This is a genomic window from Streptomyces sp. NPDC042346 (assembly GCF_055581845.1).
This window is the reverse complement of the sequence record NZ_JBVJEH010000010.1, coordinates 205,088-219,615: the sequence shown is the minus strand read 5'-3', so window position 1 is coordinate 219,615 and position 14,528 is coordinate 205,088. Positions and strand designations below refer to the sequence as shown.

Genomic DNA, 14,528 nt, shown 5'->3' with positions numbered 1-14,528 from the left:
CTCACTTGGCGGCCTCCTTCGTGCGGGACGGGCGGGTCTTCTCCGCCGGGGCGGGCTCGGCGGCCTCGGCGGGCTTGGGGGCCTCGGCGGGCTTGGGGGCCTTGGGGGCCCTCAGCACCTCGTACTCGGAGAGGTCGACCTGCCGGGTCTCCTTGCGGAACTCGCCCGTCGTCCCCGGCCACAGGGTGGTGTTGCGGCCGTTGGCGTCGAGGTACCAGCTCTCGCAGCCGCCCGCCTTCCAGACGGTCCGCTCCATGCGCGTCTGCACCTTGCGGTTCCAGGCGCCGACGGCGGAGGGTCGGACGGCGAGCGCGGCGCGCCCGCCCAGCATGTTCAGCTGGCGCAGGTAGTCGGCCATGTAGTTCAGCTGGGACTCGATCATCAGGATCATCGAGGAGTTCCCGAGGCCGGTGTTGGGGCCGATGACCGTCATGAAGTTGGGGAAGCCTGCGGCGGTGGCGCCGCGCAGCGCCTCCATGCCGTCCTTCCAGGCCTCGGCGAGCGTCTGCCCCTCGGCGCCGACGACCCGCTCGGCGATCGGCATGTCGGTGACGTGGAAGCCGGTGCCGAAGACGATCGCGTCGACCTCGGTCTCGGTGCCGTCGGCGGCGACCACGGTCGAGCCGCGGACCTCGCGGAGCCCGGAGGCGACGACGTCGACGTTGGGCTGGGCGACGGCCGGGTAGTACGTGCTGGAGAGCAGGATGCGCTTGCAGCCGATGCGGTACGAGGGCGTCAGCTTGGCCCGCAGCGCCGGGTCCTTGATCGCCTTGGCGATGTTGGCCTTGGCGAGCCTCTCGATCAGCCCGAGCTCGTTGGGGTGCTTGGTGAAGGCGCCGACCTGGAGTTCGCGGATGCCCCAGAGCAGGCCGCGGCGGAGGGTGCCGGTGACGGGCACGGCGCGGTGGAGCCAGCGCTCGGGGCCGCTGATGGCGCGGTCCATGCGGCGCATGACCCACGGGGGCGTGCGCTGGAAGAGCGTCAGCTTCCCGACCAGGGGCTGGATCGCGGGCACGATCTGGATGGCGGAGGCGCCGGTGCCGATCATGGCGACGCGCTTGCCGGTGAGGTCGTAGTCGTGGTCCCAGCGGGCGGAGTGGAAGACCTTGCCGGGGAAGTCGGCGAGCCCCGGGATGTCGGGGATCTTGGGGTCGGACAGCGGGCCCGTCGCGGAGACGACGACCTCGGCGCTGAAGGAGCCCTGGCTGGTCTCGATCTCCCAGCGGAGCGCTTCGGCGTCCCAGGCCATCCGCCGCACCTCGTGGTTGAGGCGCAGGTGGGGACGGATCCCGAAGGTGTCCGTGACATGCTCCAGGTAGGCGCGGATGTGGCGCTGTCCCGAGAAGGTCCGCGGCCAGTCGGGGTTGGGCGCGAAGGAGAAGGAGTAGAGGTGCGAGGGCACGTCGCAGGCACAGCCGGGGTAGCTGTTGTCGCGCCATGTGCCGCCCACGGAGTCGGCCCGCTCCAGGACGACGAAGTCGGTGATTCCCTCGCGGCGCAGCCGGACGGCGGCCCCCAGGCCACCGAATCCCGATCCGATCACCGCCACCCGTACGTGCTCGTGCTTCGCCATGCCGCCTCCCGAACGCCCGGCAGATCACGCCAGCAATCACTGGCACAGTCGGGACTGTAGAGCAGCTCCATACCGAGCGGTAGGGGTACGGCGAGGGAAAGTTACCGGCGGTACAACATAGGCTGGCGTGCGTGGCAGAAGGATCAGCAGAAGAACCGGGACCCGGCACGGGCGCACACGAGACCGTGCCCGACGGCGTACGCGAGTACCGCATGGAGGAGCTGGCGACCGCCGCCGGCATCACCGTGCGCACCCTGCGCTTCTACCGCGAGCGCGGACTGATCCCGCCGCCGCGCCGCGAGGGCCGCATCGCCTGGTACGACGAGCACCACCTGGCCCGGCTGCGCACCATCGCCGCCCTCCTGGAGCGCGGCCACACCCTCAACGGCATCGCCGACCTCACGACCGCCTTCGAGAGCGGCCGGAACGTCCGCGAGGTCCTGGCCCTCGGCTCCCCCACCGAGGAGGAGCCCGTCCGCCTCACCCCCGAGGAGCTCGCCGACCACTTCGCCGGCGAGGTCACCCCCGAGAACCTCGCGGCCGCCCTCGACCTCGGCTACCTCGTCACCGACGGCGAGGAGATCATCCACATCAGCCGCCGCCTGCTCGACGTCTCCGCCGCGCTCGTCCGCGAGGGCGTCCCGCTCGCCGAGGTCCTCAAGGCGGGCGCCCGCGTCCGCGAACACGCCGACGCCCTCGCGGAGCTCTTCACCGACCTGCTGCGCGCCCACGCGGCCGAGGACGACCTGGGGCGGCTGCGCCCGCTCGCGAAGAGCGTCGTCGAGGCGGAGCTGTCGATGGCCCTGGACCGACGCCTGCGCCCCGACAGCACCTGATTCCGCCTACGAGGACAGCTCGTACACGGCGGTCACGGGGGCGTGGTCGCTCCACCGCTCGGCATGGGTGGCGGCCCGCTCGACGTAGGCCTTGACGGCCTTGCCGGCGAGGCCGGGGGTGGCGACCTGGTAGTCGATGCGCCAGCCGCTGTCGTTGTCGAAGGCGCGGCCGCGGTAGGACCACCAGGAGTAGGGCCCCTCCTCCTCGGGGTGCAGGGCCCGCACGACGTCCACGTACCCCCCGTCGCCCTCCTCGAAGACGCGACCCAGCCACTCCCGCTCCTCGGGCAGGAAGCCGGCGCTCTTCTTGTTGGCCTTCCAGTTCTTGAGGTCGGCCTCGCGGTGGGCGATGTTCCAGTCGCCGCAGACCACGACCTCGCGCCCGTCGGCGGCGGCCCGGCCCCTGAGCTCCTTCAGGTACGGCAGGAACTCGCCCAGGAACCGCATCTTCTCGTCCTGGCGCTCGGTGCCGACCTCGCCGGAGGGCAGGTAGAGACTGGCGACGGTCACACCGGGCAGGTCGGCCTCGACGTACCGCCCGCTGTCGTCGAACTCGCTCGACCCGAAGCCGACGCGCACCGCGTCGGGCTCGCGGCGCGTGTAGAGGGAGACGCCGGCGCGGCCCTTGGCGGCGGCGGGCGCGTGCGCGGTGAACCAGCCCTCGGGCGCCCGCACCTCGGCGGGCAGCTGGGCCTCCTCGGCGCGCACCTCCTGGAGGCACACGACATCGGCGGAGGTGCCGGCCAGCCACTCGACGAAGCCCTTCTTGGCGGCGGCACGGAGACCATTGACATTCACGGACGTGACAGTGAGCATCCCGGGAGAATACCGACACCACCGCATCGCATACATGTACGATCCTTCGCATGAACATCCAGCCCACGCCCTATGACCACCCCGACGCCGTCAAACTCAACGACGCGGTGCAACTCGAATACGTCGCCCGCTATGGCGACGAGGGCGACGTCACACCGCTGGACGCCACGATGTTCGTTCCCCCGCAGGGCCTCTACCTCCTCGCATACGACCCCGAGGACCACCCGGTGGCCACCGGCGGCTGGCGCACCCAGAACCGGAACGACGAGGGCTACGCGGACGGCGACGCCGAACTGAAGCGCATGTACGTGATCCCCGAGGCCCGCGGCCTGGGCCTGGCCCGCCGCATCCTCGCCGCCCTGGAATCCGACGCCCGCACGGCCGGCCGCACCCGCATGGTCCTCGAAACGGGCAGCGCCCAGCCGGAGGCGATAGGCCTCTACACGTCCAGCGGCTACGAGCCCTGCGCCAAGTTCGGCCACTACCGCGACTACCCCAACAGCCGCTGCTTCGCGAAGCCGCTGACCTGACACCGACCTGACGCGCCGTAGGGCACAGGAAAGCAGAAATCCCGCCCGATCTTTCGATCGGACGGGATTTCCGTGTCTGTGGACCTGTGGGGATTTGAACCCCAGACCCCCTCGATGCGAACGAGGTGCGCTACCAGACTGCGCCACAGGCCCTTGCGACGTGTGAAACATTAGCATCCCGACCGGCTCACGCAAAAATCCGTTCCGCCGCAGGTCACCGGGGGCCGTCGCGGGCCCCCGGTGGGGGTCATTCGTTGGCCGCCCGGGGGCGGTCGTCCTCCGCGTACTGGTCGAAGAGGGGCGTGCGGCCGCTGTCCCGGCCGCGGCGGGGCGGGGCCGGGCGGCGGCGGGGGGCCGGGGACGGGGCGGGGGTCGGGTCCGCCGCCGTGGAGGAGCGGGCCGCGCTCCACGTCTCCGGGTCCGTGATGTCGACGCCGCTCGACGCGCGCGGGGCGACCGGCGCCGTCACGTACGTGGGGAGCGGGACCGGCACCGGCTCCCAGCTGTCGCCGCGGGCCGGACCGCGCTCGCGCTGCTGGTCCACCCACTCCGCGTGGTCCGTCTGCTCGACCAGGGCGCGCCGGCCAGCCTCCTGCGGCGACACCGGCGGAGTCGAGACCGGGGCCTGTTCGGCCTCGAGCTCGGGCGTCGGGGTGGGCCGCCGGCTCTCGCGCAGCCGGGCCGCCGCCGCTTCCGCGCGGCGCCGGTCCATCACGTACACGAAGCGCCGCCGCTCCTGGACCCGCAGATGCACGATGTACGCGCTGAGGAGCAGCGCCGGGACCGCGGGCGCCCACAGGAAGGGAACGCCGCCGACGGCCGCGACGACCGCGCCGAGGGTGAACCCGGCGAAGAGGAGCGTCGTGACGCGCCGGCGCCGGGCGAGGGCCTTGCCCCGGCGGGCCCGCTCGGCCGCAGCGCCGCTCGTGGAGGGGCGCTGCGGGGCGGGTGCGGGGGCGGGTTCCGGCGCGGGTTCCGGCACGGGGGCCGGGAGTTCGAGGCGCGCCTCGGTCCTGGCCGCGGGCGCGGAAAAGGCCCGGACGTCGACCGAGCTCAGATGCTCGGTCTCCGCGTCCGGGTCCACGTCGGGCGTCGGTCCCTCCGCCGTACGGTCCCGCTCCTTGAGCTCCTTGGCGTACCGGCGCTCCATTCCCGCCCGTCCGGACAGCAGCCGGATGGCGGTGCTGAAGCGTTCCGTCGGACGGGCTTCGTTCAGCTCGTCCTGCCTGCGGAGCCACATCGGCACCAAGTAGGCGGCCCAGGCCCCGACGATGACTGCGTAGATGAGGCCGCTGCTGCTCACGCCTCACACGGTAGAGGGGTTCCGTTACGGGCATCGGCCAATTGGCCCGGTGTGTCGCACGATCTGGCTGATATCACTGAACTTTTTTGTGATTGTTCGGATCGTTCGGTGCCAACTGCCGATAAAATTCGAACATTTATGCCATTCGGGCTTGGCGCCAGCGTCGCAACAATCCCTCCGGCACCTCCTCCACCGTCAGCGCGAAGACCAGATGGTCCCGCCACGCGCCGTCGATGTGGAGATAGCGGGGGCGCATCCCCTCCTCGCGGAAGCCGAGTTTCTCCACGACGCGGCGCGAAGGGCCGTTCTCCGGGCGGATGCACACCTCCATCCGGTGCAGCCCGACCGCGCGGAAGCAGTGGTCGACGGCGAGCGCGACCGCCGTCGGCATCACCCCGCGCCCGGCCACCTCGCCGTCCACCCAGTAGCCCACGTGCCCCGAGCACATCGAGCCCCAGGTGATCCCCGCCACGGTCAACTGCCCGACGAGACGCCCCTGGTACTCGATGACGAACGGCAGCATCCGGCCCGCCTTCGCCTCCGACCGCAGATGGCGGACCATTTGACGGTACGTCGGCCGCTGCGCGACCGGGCCGCCCGGCGCCGGGGGCGGCACCGTCGCCTCCCAGGGCCGCAGCCACTCGCGGTTGCGCCGGTTCACCTCGCGCCAGACCCGCTGGTCGCTCATCTTTATCGGGCGGAGGACGACGTCCCCGTCCACCAGGACCACGGGCCAGGACGGGATCATGACGTTCTCGGGTGGTCGCCGCCGCGGATCTGGTCGACGGCGTGCCGGAGGATCGGCTCCAGGACCGCGAGCCCGTCCCGTACGCCGCCCGGCGACCCCGGCAGGTTCACGATCAGCGTCCCGCCCGCGACTCCCGCGAGCCCGCGCGACAGCGCCGCCGTCGGCACCTTCTCGCGGCCGTACGCGCGGATGGCCTCCGGGATGCCGGGGATCTCGCGGTCCAGGACCCGGCGGGTGACCTCGGGCGTCTCGTCGGTGGGCGAGATGCCCGTACCGCCCGTGGTGACGATCGCGTCGTACCCCGCCGCGACCCCGGCCCGCAGCGCGGCCTCGACCGGCGCCCCGTCCGGGACGACCTGCGGGCCCTCCACGGCGAAGCCCATCCGGGTCAGGCCCTCGGCGATCAGCGGACCGCCCTTGTCCTCGTACACCCCGGCCGACGCCCGGTTGGAGGCGGTGACGACCAGCGCGGAGTACGGGGCGGTCGACGCGCCGCCGGCCTCGTCGCCGAGCGCGGCAGGGAACGACTCGGCCGTCGGCGCCTCGGCCCCGTGCTCGTGGGCCCCGGCCACCCGGCCCCCGCGCGTCACGACCCGCTCCGCGTCCAGTGACCCGACTTGCCGCCCGTCTTCTCCTCCACCCGTACGTCGGAGATGACCGCGCCCTTGTCGACCGCCTTCACCATGTCGACGACCGTCAGGGCCGCCACCGAGACCGCCGTCAGGGCCTCCATCTCGACGCCCGTGCGGTCCGTGGTCTTCACCGTCGCCAGGATCTCGACCGCCTCGTCCGTGACCGCCAGGTCCAGGGTGACGCCCGAGACGGCCAGCGGATGGCAGAGCGGGATGAGGTCCGGGGTCTTCTTGGCGCCCATGATCCCGGCGATGCGGGCGGTCGCCAGCGCGTCGCCCTTCGGGACGCCCTCGCCGCGCAGCAGCTCGATCACGCGCGGCGAGACGAGGACCCGTCCGCTGGCCCGCGCCGTGCGGGCCGTGACGTCCTTCGCGGAGACGTCGACCATGCGGGCCGCACCCGCCTCGTCGATGTGGGTGAGACCTTGCTGCGTGCTCATGGCCGTGACACTCCCGGTCGCTGTATGGGGACGACACCGTACCGTTCCTACAGACTGAGCGGGAGTGAGGCCTTTTGCCAGAACCCCTGATCAGTCGCGTGTCCCGAGCGGTGTTGGGCACGCTGGTCGCCCGCTTTCGCTCCGCGTCCGGGCGGCACGCATCGTGTGCGTGGTCCGGGGATGCGGGGGCGGGGTTCCTCACGCCCAAGAGCATCCGGTCGGGCCTGGACGGTCCGATGCCCCACACGATCGCTCCGGTCGTGTGGGGGCGGTGCCGTCCGTCGCCGGATCGGGTGTCCTTGGGCGCGTCGTCCGATCGCCACGGCGGCAGCGTCGTGACGAGTGGTCTTACGGGTGGTGCCGGTGAACGACTTCTGCCAGTGCTGAGCGCCCCACTTGCTGGTGTAGGCGGGGTCGACGGCGATGATGCTGATGCCGCTCCGGTCTGCCATGGAGGTGAGACGGGTGCGGAGTTTCGCGGTGGGCATGCCGGAGATCACCTGTCGGAATCGGCGCCTGCCACCGTGCTTCTCCCGGGTCTTCTCTCCCTGGAAGTCCAGGTCCTCCACCGCGATGGCCTTCACGCCGCAGGTTCTCGCCCAGTTCAGCAGGCGGGTGAGGGCGTGGCGGACCTGCGCGTCGCGGTGCTCGGCGGTGCCCGACAGCTCGTAGAAGAAGCGGCGCGGGTTTCCGATCGGGTTGCCGTGGGTGTCGAGGCGCCAGGCGGCGAGGTGGTCGGCGTTGGTGTCGACCCCAATCACGCCGTGCGCGAGCGCCGCCTTCAGGGGGACCGGCGTGGGCGCGGGTGGAATCTGCCACGAGGCGGTGAGGTACCAGCGCCCGCGCGCCGCGTCGTAGTGGATGCGATAGGCGACAGCGCGGTTCGTCTCGACGCGGTCGGCCCATTCGCTGCCCCGGTGCGCGAACCGCACCCGCGCGGAGAGGACGTAGCGGCCGTGCGGGGCGTTCGCCAGCCCGGCAAGCGGCACGGGGAGCTTGATGCTGACCTCGCCGTCGGGGGTGACGCGGACGGTCTCGTTGCCGTACCGCTTCCCCGACTCCCCGTCCGCCGCCAGGAACCAGCGCTCCGCCTCCCACCGCTCCCGCCACTCGGCCTCGACGAGTCGGGCGTCGGGGAGGTGGTGGCGGGTGTTCAGCAGGCGCTTGCCGCCCCGGACCACCCGCACGCGTCCCGCCCGCCAGTCCGCGACAGCGGCAGCGTGCCGGGCTTCCAAGGCGGCCAGCCGCCGGGACTTCGCATGCCACTCCCGCCGCGACCGATAACCACCCGGCACCCGCTTCGAACCACGCTCACCGACCGGCAACGACAGCCGGTGCCGCAGCACCCGGATCCCCGCCTCAAGCCCCTGCACATGCGCGGCCTGACAACGCCGGGCCAACGCCCACTGATCATGAGACGCCTTCGTCACCGCACCCGCCCACCGCGACGACGACACGGGCGTCAGGGACCGCTTCCGAGCCGCCCAAGACCGGGTGGAATGCTCCAGACCATCCGCGCAGCGCACCCTCAGGTCCCGCGAGGCCAGCACACCCAGATGCGCGCCCACCAACCGCAGAACGTCCGTCTCACCCTCGGCGAGGCCCTTCAACCGGTCCCGCACCGCGACACCGGTGGGACCGGACACCACGAACGGCGCAGCAAGCACACGCAGACCCGAAACCGACCGCACCCCACGCGCCACCGCAGCCACCCCCACCCACGGCCCGATACCCCCGACAGATCGCACTGGTCAACGAACCACACCGGAGAAGGTCACCCGTTCCCACCCCGAACACGCAACCACCCCGCCCGTCACCGCCTCCATGGCACCCTCGCCCCCTCAGCCGAGGAGGACCACTTCCAGCTCGCTGCCCGGCTCCACGCCGTCCGCCTCCTCCGGGACCACGAGCAGGCAGTCCGCGTGCGCGAGGGCCGCGACGAGGTGGGAGCCGGCACCGCCCACCGGAGTGACGGTGCCCGCCTCCGGGTCGTACGTGCCGCGCAGGAACTGCCGGCGGCCGGCCGGCGACGAGAGGGCCTTGTCGGCGGCGAGGACCGCCCGGACCCGGGGTCTGTGCAGGTCCTCTACGCCCATCAGGGCCCGGATCGCGGGCCGGACGAACAACTCGAAGGAGACGTACGACGAGACCGGGTTGCCCGGCAGCGCGAGCAGCGGGATCTGCTCGGCGCCGACCGCGCCGAAGCCCTGCGGCTTGCCCGGCTGCATGGCCAGCTTCCGGAAGTCGACCTGGCCGTCGGCGGTCAGCGCCTCCTTCACCACGTCGTACGCGCCGACGCTCACCCCGCCCGTCGTCACGATCAGGTCCGCCCGGATGAGCTGGTCCTCGATCGTCGCCCGCAGCGTCTCGGCGTCGTCGGTGACCGCGCCCACCCGGTAGGCGAGGGCTCCGGCGTCCCGCGCGGCCGCGGCCAGCGCGAAGCTGTTGGAGTCGTGGATCTGGCCCTCGCCCAGCGGCTCGCCGGGCTGGACCAGCTCGCTGCCGGTGGAGATGACGACCACGCGGGGCCGGGGGCGGACCTTCACGGTGCCCCGGCCGATCGCGGCGAGGAGACCGATCTGCGGCGGCCCCAGGACCGTGCCCGCCGCGAGGGCGAGCTCCCCGGCCCGGACGTCGCTGCCCGCCCTGCGGACGTGGGCGCCGGCCTCGGCGGACCGGTGGACCCGCACCTCGCCGCCCGCGCCCTCCGGGGCGGTGCTCGCGGCGCGCATGCCGGTGGCCGCGCCCCCGCCCGTACCGCCGTCGGTCCACTCGACGGGGACGACGGCCTCGGCGCCGGGCGGCAGCGGGGCGCCCGTCATGATCCGGGCGGCCTGCCCGGGGCCGACGGTCGGCAGCCCGCCGTCACCGGCCGCGACGTCGCCGATGACCGTGAGGACCGCGGGGAACTCCTCGGCGGCACCGGCGACATCGGCGACCCGCACCGCGTACCCGTCCATGGAGCTGTTGTCGAAGGGCGGCAGCGCGACCGGCACCGTCACGTCCTCGACGAGGACACAGCCCTGCGCGTCGAGGAGTTGCAGCTCGATGGGTTCGAGCGGGCCGACCGTCGCGAGGATGTCGGCCAGGTGCTCGTCCACCGACCACAGCCCGCGGGCGGGGCCCGCGCAGGGGTCCGCAGGCCCGTGCTCGTGCTCATGGCCGTGCTCGTGCTCGTGGCCCTGCTCGTGGTCGTCGTGGGACGGCGACGGTCCCGCGCTGCTGCTCAAGGTCCTACATCTCCTCGCTGACGTATCTCCGGAGCCAGGCCCGGAAGTCCGGTCCCAGATCTTCACGTTCGCACGCGAGTCTGACAATGGCACGCAGATAGTCCCCGCGGTCACCGGTGTCATAGCGGCGCCCCTTGAACACGACACCGTGCACCGGCCCGCCGATCTTCTCGTCGGTGGCGAGTTTCTGCAGGGCGTCGGTCAGCTGGATCTCCCCGCCGCGGCCCGGCTCGGTCTCCCGCAGCATCCCGAAGACGGCCGGATCCAGCACATAGCGGCCGATGATCGCGTAGTTGCTGGGCGCCTCCGACGGCTCCGGCTTCTCGACCAGGTCCGTCACCTTCACGACGTCCGTGTCCGCCGTCGCCTCGACGGCCGCGCAACCGTACAGATGGATCTGCGAGGGCTCGACCTCCATCAGTGCGATCACACTGCCGCCCTCGCGCTCCTGGACCTCCACCATCCGCGCGAGGAGCGGGTCGCGGGGGTCGATCAGGTCGTCGCCGAGGAGCACCGCGAAGGGCTGGTCGCCGACGTGCGGGGCCGCGCACAGCACCGCGTGGCCGAGGCCGCGCGGGGCGCCCTGGCGCACGTAGTGCATGGTGGCGAGGTCGCTGGACTCCTGGACCTTGGAGAGGCGCTCGGCGTCGCCCTTCCGGATCAGAGCTTCCTCCAGCTCGTAGTTCCGGTCGAAGTGGTCTTCCAGGGGACGCTTGTTGCGGCCGGTGATCATCAGAACGTCCGAGAGGCCGGCCGCGACGGCCTCCTCGACGACGTACTGGATGGCCGGCTTGTCGACGACCGGCAGCATCTCCTTCGGCGTCGCCTTGGTCGCCGGGAGGAAGCGGGTGCCGAGGCCCGCGGCCGGGATGACAGCCTTGCTGATCCGGCCGAGCCTGGGGAGCGACTGATTCATGAGGTGCACCTTAGTCGTTCGGAATAAGAGAAAGATGTGGGTTCGATTAACTTCATCCACATAAAGACAGTTACGAGACTTTCGTGAATTCAGAGGAGGCCGTCATGACGCCCGAGGCACCCGAGTTGTCCGAAAAGACCCTGCTGCGCAGTCGACTTCTGGCCGCCCGATCCGCGCTGAGTGTCGAATCCCTCACCGCCGCGGCCGAATCCCTCGCCCGCCGGGGAGTGGAACTGGCCGAACTGGCCGAGGCGTCCACCGTCGCCGCCTACGTCTCCGTGGGCCGCGAGCCGGGCACGCGCGCGCTGCTCGACGCGCTGCACGCGCGCGGGGTGCGGGTTTTGCTCCCCGTACTGCTCCCCGACAACGACCTGGACTGGGCCTCGTACGAAGGTCCGGAGCGGCTCGCGAAGGCCGGCCGCGGACTGCTCGAACCGGTCGGGCCCCGCCTCGGTCCCGAGGCCGTCTGCACCGCCGACGCCGTCCTGCTGCCGGGCCTCGCCGTCGACGGGCGAGGAATGCGGCTCGGGCGGGGCGGCGGCTCGTACGACCGGGTCCTCGCCCGGCTCGCGCGGGCGGGCGCCGACCCGGCGCTCGTCGTGCTCCTGTACGCGGACGAGGTGGTCGCCCGGGTCCCGGAGGAACCGCACGACCACCCCGTGCACGCGGTGGTGACCCCGGAGGGGGTCACCCGATTCCGTACGGCCCCTACGGCTTGAGGACCAGCGTGTCCTTCGTCGCCGCGTCGACCGCCGCCTTGCCGTAGGCCCAGTCGTACAGCTCGCCCTTCGCCCACCTGTCCGTCTGGTCGGTGTAGTGGTCGTGGAAGGCGTGGCCGGAGGCCCCGGTCAGGTTGATCCACCGGGACTTGTCCCAGTCGCCGACGTTGACCACCATCCGCATCGACGGCACCCAGATGACCTCGTAACCGCCGGCCGCGTTCCAGCCGGTCGCGTCGACCGCCGCCTCGCCGCCGCCCAGGTTCCACGGGCCGCGGTTGAGGAGCTGCTGCACGACTCCCGGTCCTGCGGTGCCGAGCGTCTGGTTCTTCAGGGTCAGCTGGTGCAGCCGGCCCCAGCTCCAGGTGGAGACGTCCTTGCCGAGCTTGGCGGTCAGCTCCCAGCGCGCGTCCTTCATGGCCCGCGCGAGCAGCTGGTCACGGGTCTCGGTGGCCGAGTCCGTGCGGTTGCCCGGGGTCGTCCACCACTCGCTCTTCTCCTGCTTGAGGAGCGGGCGGACCACCTCGTACCAGCGGTCGCCGCCGTCCGGCTGCGCCGAGTCGGGGTCGCGCTGGCCGCATTCCCGTACGAGCTTGTTCTGCTCGTCGACCGGGCCGGTGGCGTCGGCCGGGCGGACGGTGATGCAGTCGCCCTCGGCCCGCAGCTCCTTGGGCAGCTTGTCGCCGAAGGAGAGCTTGAGGACGTTGCGCCAGACCGCGTTGAAGTAGGCGGCGGCGGCCGAGTCGGGCTCCTGGGTGTAGTCCCAGCCCTCCAGGAGCTTCTGCGCCTCGCGGACGTACGGGTCCGAGATGTCGACCTTCAGCAGGAGCGGGTTGAGCAGGGTCGCGATCTCGCTGCGGTTGTCCGTCTGCATGGTCCGCATGTCGTCCGGCGAGATCTTGCCGCCGTCCTTGATCTTCGACTCGATGAGGTCGTTGATCCGCTGGCTGCGCGAGCCGTAGCCCCAGTCCTTGGTGAGCAGGTCCGGGTAGGTCTTCTGGTCGATCACGGCCTGGTTGGCGGTGACGATGTAGCCGCGGTCCGGGTTGTACTCGTACGGCAGCTTCTCGAAGGGGATGTACCCCTTCCACTTGTACGTGGAGTCCCAGCCCGGCGCCGGGAGGGTGCCGTCGCCCTTGCCGCGCTGCGGGATCTTGCCCGGCGACTGGTAGCCGATGTTGCCCGCGGTGTCGGCGTAGACCAGGTTCTGGGACGGGACCTCGAAGTTCCTGGCCGCCGCCCGGAAGGTGGTGAAGTCCTTGGCGCGGTCGAGCGCGAAGATCGCGTCCATCGACTTGCCGGGCTGGAGCGCGGTCCACTGGAGGGAGACGCCGTAGCCGGTGCCGCGGTCGGGGGCGGCGTTGCCGACGGGGGCCTTCTGGCCGACCTTCTCCAGCTCGGAGGAACGGTCGGAGACGAGCGGGCCGCGGTCGGTGGAGCGGACCGTGATCTTCCGGTCGTCCCCGCCGGCCACCTTGATGACCTCGTCGCGGACCGTGAACGGCTTGACCTTGCCGTCGACGAGGTAGCCGTCGGGGCCGATCCTCTCCAGGTAGAGGTCGGTGACGTCGGCGCCGAGGTTGGTGAGCCCCCAGGCGATCTTGTCGTTGTGGCCGATGATCACGCCGGGCATGCCGGAGAAGGTGTAGCCGGCGACGTCGTAGCGGCAGGTGGCCGAGACCGAGCGGCAGTGCAGACCCATCTGGTACCAGAGCGACGGCAGCTGCGGCGCGAGGTGCGGGTCGTTGGCCAGGAGCGGCTTGCCCGAGGTCGTCTTGTCGCCGGACACGACCCAGGAGTTCGAGCCGATGCCGTTGCCGTTGGGGCCGAGGAGGGCCGGGATGCCGTCGAGGACCTCGGAGAGCCCGCTGAGCTGGGCGTCCACGCCGCTGTCCGCGGAGGAACCGGAACCGGTGGGGTTGGTGCCCGGGGTGTCGCCCGTCGTCGACCCGTCGCCGTCGCCGCCCTCGCCGGGCTTGGCCTTCGGGTCGAAGGCGCCGGTCGACCCGTCGACCGCGCCCCGGTCGAGGATCGGCTGGTGGAGCGCGTACGGGTACTCCGGGTACAGCTCCTTGATCTGACTCGCGCTCAGCCGGCTCGTCATCAGCGAGCGGTCGATCTCGTCCTGCATGTTGCCGCGCAGGTCCCAGGCCATCGCCTTGAGCCAGGCCACCGAGTCGACCGGCGTCCACGGCTCGATCGCGTAGTCGTTGGTGAAGGACAGCGCCGCGTACTCGACGGAGACGTCCGCCGGGGCCCGGTCCTTCAGGTAGGCGTTGACGCCCTCCGCGTAGGCCTTGAGGTACTTCTTCGTCTCGGCCGACAGGACCGTGTCGTACTCCTGCTGCGCGACCCGGCGCCAGCCGAGCGTGCGCAGGAAGGAGTCGGTCTCGACCTGGCTCTCGCCGAACATCTCGGAGAGGCGGCCCGCGGTCACGTGCCGGCGGACGTCCATCTCGTAGAAGCGGTCCTGCGCCTGGACGTAGCCCTGGGCGCGGAAGAGGTCCGTCTCGTTGTCCGCGTAGATCTGCGGGACGCCGTTCGCGTCCCGCTTCACCTCGACGTCGGCGGAGAGGCTGTCGAGCCGGATCTCGCCCGTGGTCTGCGGGAACGAGGCCCGGACGGTGCTGACACCCCAGTACCCGCCGAACCCGATGCCCGCGACCAGCGCAAGGACCAGGACGAGGAGGAGCAGGCGGGCGCGCCGCCCTTTCTTCTTGGCGGGGGGCGCGGTCGTGTTGGAGGGCATCGCTGTCCTTCGAGGGGCAGGGTGGTCCTGGAGTAC

At 71.7% G+C, this 14,528-nt stretch carries 13 protein-coding genes and 1 tRNA gene; 3 read left to right on the top strand and 11 right to left on the bottom strand.

Features of this window, described 5'->3' with window-relative positions:
• Position 1 precedes the first annotated feature (1 nt).
• A complete protein-coding gene (locus ACZ6K0_RS32780) occupies positions 2-1,573 on the bottom strand; it encodes a flavin-containing monooxygenase (RefSeq protein ID WP_469233270.1) in 1,572 nt (523 codons plus the stop codon).
• A 212-nt stretch (positions 1,574-1,785) separates the two neighbouring features.
• Between ACZ6K0_RS32780 and ACZ6K0_RS32775 the strand changes: the two genes are divergently transcribed.
• The gene (locus ACZ6K0_RS32775) at positions 1,786-2,409 is read left to right on the top strand and encodes a MerR family transcriptional regulator (protein WP_376403305.1); all 624 of its coding nucleotides are present in this window, start codon (positions 1,786-1,788) and stop codon (positions 2,407-2,409) included.
• Between the two features lie 6 nt (positions 2,410-2,415).
• Here ACZ6K0_RS32775 and ACZ6K0_RS32770 read toward each other — a convergent pair whose 3' ends face one another.
• Positions 2,416-3,225 (bottom strand): exodeoxyribonuclease III, encoded by an 810-nt coding sequence (locus tag ACZ6K0_RS32770; RefSeq protein WP_469233268.1) that lies wholly within the window; start codon positions 3,223-3,225, stop codon positions 2,416-2,418.
• Positions 3,226-3,275: 50 nt separating this feature from the next.
• Between ACZ6K0_RS32770 and ACZ6K0_RS32765 the strand changes: the two genes are divergently transcribed.
• Positions 3,276-3,755, top strand: a complete 480-nt coding sequence (locus ACZ6K0_RS32765) for a GNAT family N-acetyltransferase (protein WP_376402783.1) — start codon at positions 3,276-3,278, stop codon at positions 3,753-3,755.
• Positions 3,756-3,834: 79 nt separating this feature from the next.
• On the opposite strand, the gene ACZ6K0_RS32760 is transcribed toward ACZ6K0_RS32765, so the two are convergent.
• The 8 genes from ACZ6K0_RS32760 to galU form a co-directional block, all read right to left on the bottom strand.
• A tRNA-Ala gene (locus ACZ6K0_RS32760) sits at positions 3,835-3,908 on the bottom strand.
• Between the two features lie 94 nt (positions 3,909-4,002).
• A complete protein-coding gene (gene sepX / locus ACZ6K0_RS32755) occupies positions 4,003-5,058 on the bottom strand; it encodes a divisome protein SepX/GlpR (RefSeq protein WP_469233265.1) in 1,056 nt (351 codons plus the stop codon).
• A 136-nt stretch (positions 5,059-5,194) separates the two neighbouring features.
• Positions 5,195-5,806 (bottom strand): GNAT family N-acetyltransferase, encoded by a 612-nt coding sequence (locus ACZ6K0_RS32750; RefSeq protein ID WP_376402789.1) that lies wholly within the window; start codon positions 5,804-5,806, stop codon positions 5,195-5,197.
• On the bottom strand, positions 5,803-6,396 hold the full coding sequence (locus ACZ6K0_RS32745) for a MogA/MoaB family molybdenum cofactor biosynthesis protein (protein ID WP_469233261.1): 594 nt from the start codon (positions 6,394-6,396) through the stop codon (positions 5,803-5,805). The genes ACZ6K0_RS32750 and ACZ6K0_RS32745 overlap by 4 nt, the downstream gene beginning before the upstream one ends.
• Positions 6,393-6,878, bottom strand: coding sequence for a cyclic pyranopterin monophosphate synthase MoaC (gene moaC, locus ACZ6K0_RS32740; protein WP_024754798.1), 486 nt, complete (start codon positions 6,876-6,878; stop codon positions 6,393-6,395). Before moaC ends, ACZ6K0_RS32745 begins: the two co-directional genes overlap by 4 nt.
• 47 nt (positions 6,879-6,925) lie before the next feature.
• Positions 6,926-8,581: a nuclease/transposase family protein gene (locus ACZ6K0_RS32735; protein ID WP_469577495.1), complete on the bottom strand. Its 1,656-nt coding sequence runs from the start codon at positions 8,579-8,581 to the stop codon at positions 6,926-6,928.
• Positions 8,582-8,719: 138 nt separating this feature from the next.
• Complete coding sequence (gene glp / locus ACZ6K0_RS32730; RefSeq protein WP_376403308.1) at positions 8,720-9,988, bottom strand: molybdotransferase-like divisome protein Glp; 1,269 nt, start codon at positions 9,986-9,988, stop codon at positions 8,720-8,722.
• A 124-nt stretch (positions 9,989-10,112) separates the two neighbouring features.
• Positions 10,113-11,024, bottom strand: a complete 912-nt coding sequence (gene galU, locus ACZ6K0_RS32725) for a UTP--glucose-1-phosphate uridylyltransferase GalU (RefSeq protein WP_376402798.1) — start codon at positions 11,022-11,024, stop codon at positions 10,113-10,115.
• A gap of 104 nt (positions 11,025-11,128) precedes the next feature.
• Between galU and ACZ6K0_RS32720 the strand changes: the two genes are divergently transcribed.
• Positions 11,129-11,743, top strand: coding sequence for a 5-formyltetrahydrofolate cyclo-ligase (locus ACZ6K0_RS32720; RefSeq protein WP_469233258.1), 615 nt, complete (start codon positions 11,129-11,131; stop codon positions 11,741-11,743).
• On the opposite strand, the gene ACZ6K0_RS32715 is transcribed toward ACZ6K0_RS32720, so the two are convergent.
• Positions 11,733-14,492, bottom strand: coding sequence for a penicillin acylase family protein (locus ACZ6K0_RS32715; RefSeq protein WP_469233256.1), 2,760 nt, complete (start codon positions 14,490-14,492; stop codon positions 11,733-11,735). The genes ACZ6K0_RS32720 and ACZ6K0_RS32715 overlap by 11 nt on opposite strands.
• Positions 14,493-14,528: the final 36 nt, after the last annotated feature.

Bases quoted from the DNA above. Each gene is read 5' to 3' on its own strand.
- ACZ6K0_RS32780 (WP_469233270.1), bottom strand. From the start codon at position 1,573: ATGGCGAAGCACGAGCACGTACGGGTGGCGGTGATCGGATCGGGATTC.
- ACZ6K0_RS32775 (WP_376403305.1), top strand. From the start codon at position 1,786: ATGGAGGAGCTGGCGACCGCCGCCGGCATCACCGTGCGCACCCTGCGC.
- ACZ6K0_RS32770 (WP_469233268.1), bottom strand. From the start codon at position 3,225: ATGCTCACTGTCACGTCCGTGAATGTCAATGGTCTCCGTGCCGCCGCC.
- ACZ6K0_RS32765 (WP_376402783.1), top strand. From the start codon at position 3,276: ATGAACATCCAGCCCACGCCCTATGACCACCCCGACGCCGTCAAACTC.
- ACZ6K0_RS32750 (WP_376402789.1), bottom strand. From the start codon at position 5,806: ATGATCCCGTCCTGGCCCGTGGTCCTGGTGGACGGGGACGTCGTCCTC.
- moaC (WP_024754798.1), bottom strand. From the start codon at position 6,878: ATGAGCACGCAGCAAGGTCTCACCCACATCGACGAGGCGGGTGCGGCC.
- galU (WP_376402798.1), bottom strand. From the start codon at position 11,024: ATGAATCAGTCGCTCCCCAGGCTCGGCCGGATCAGCAAGGCTGTCATC.
- ACZ6K0_RS32720 (WP_469233258.1), top strand. From the start codon at position 11,129: ATGACGCCCGAGGCACCCGAGTTGTCCGAAAAGACCCTGCTGCGCAGT.
- ACZ6K0_RS32715 (WP_469233256.1), bottom strand. From the start codon at position 14,492: ATGCCCTCCAACACGACCGCGCCCCCCGCCAAGAAGAAAGGGCGGCGC.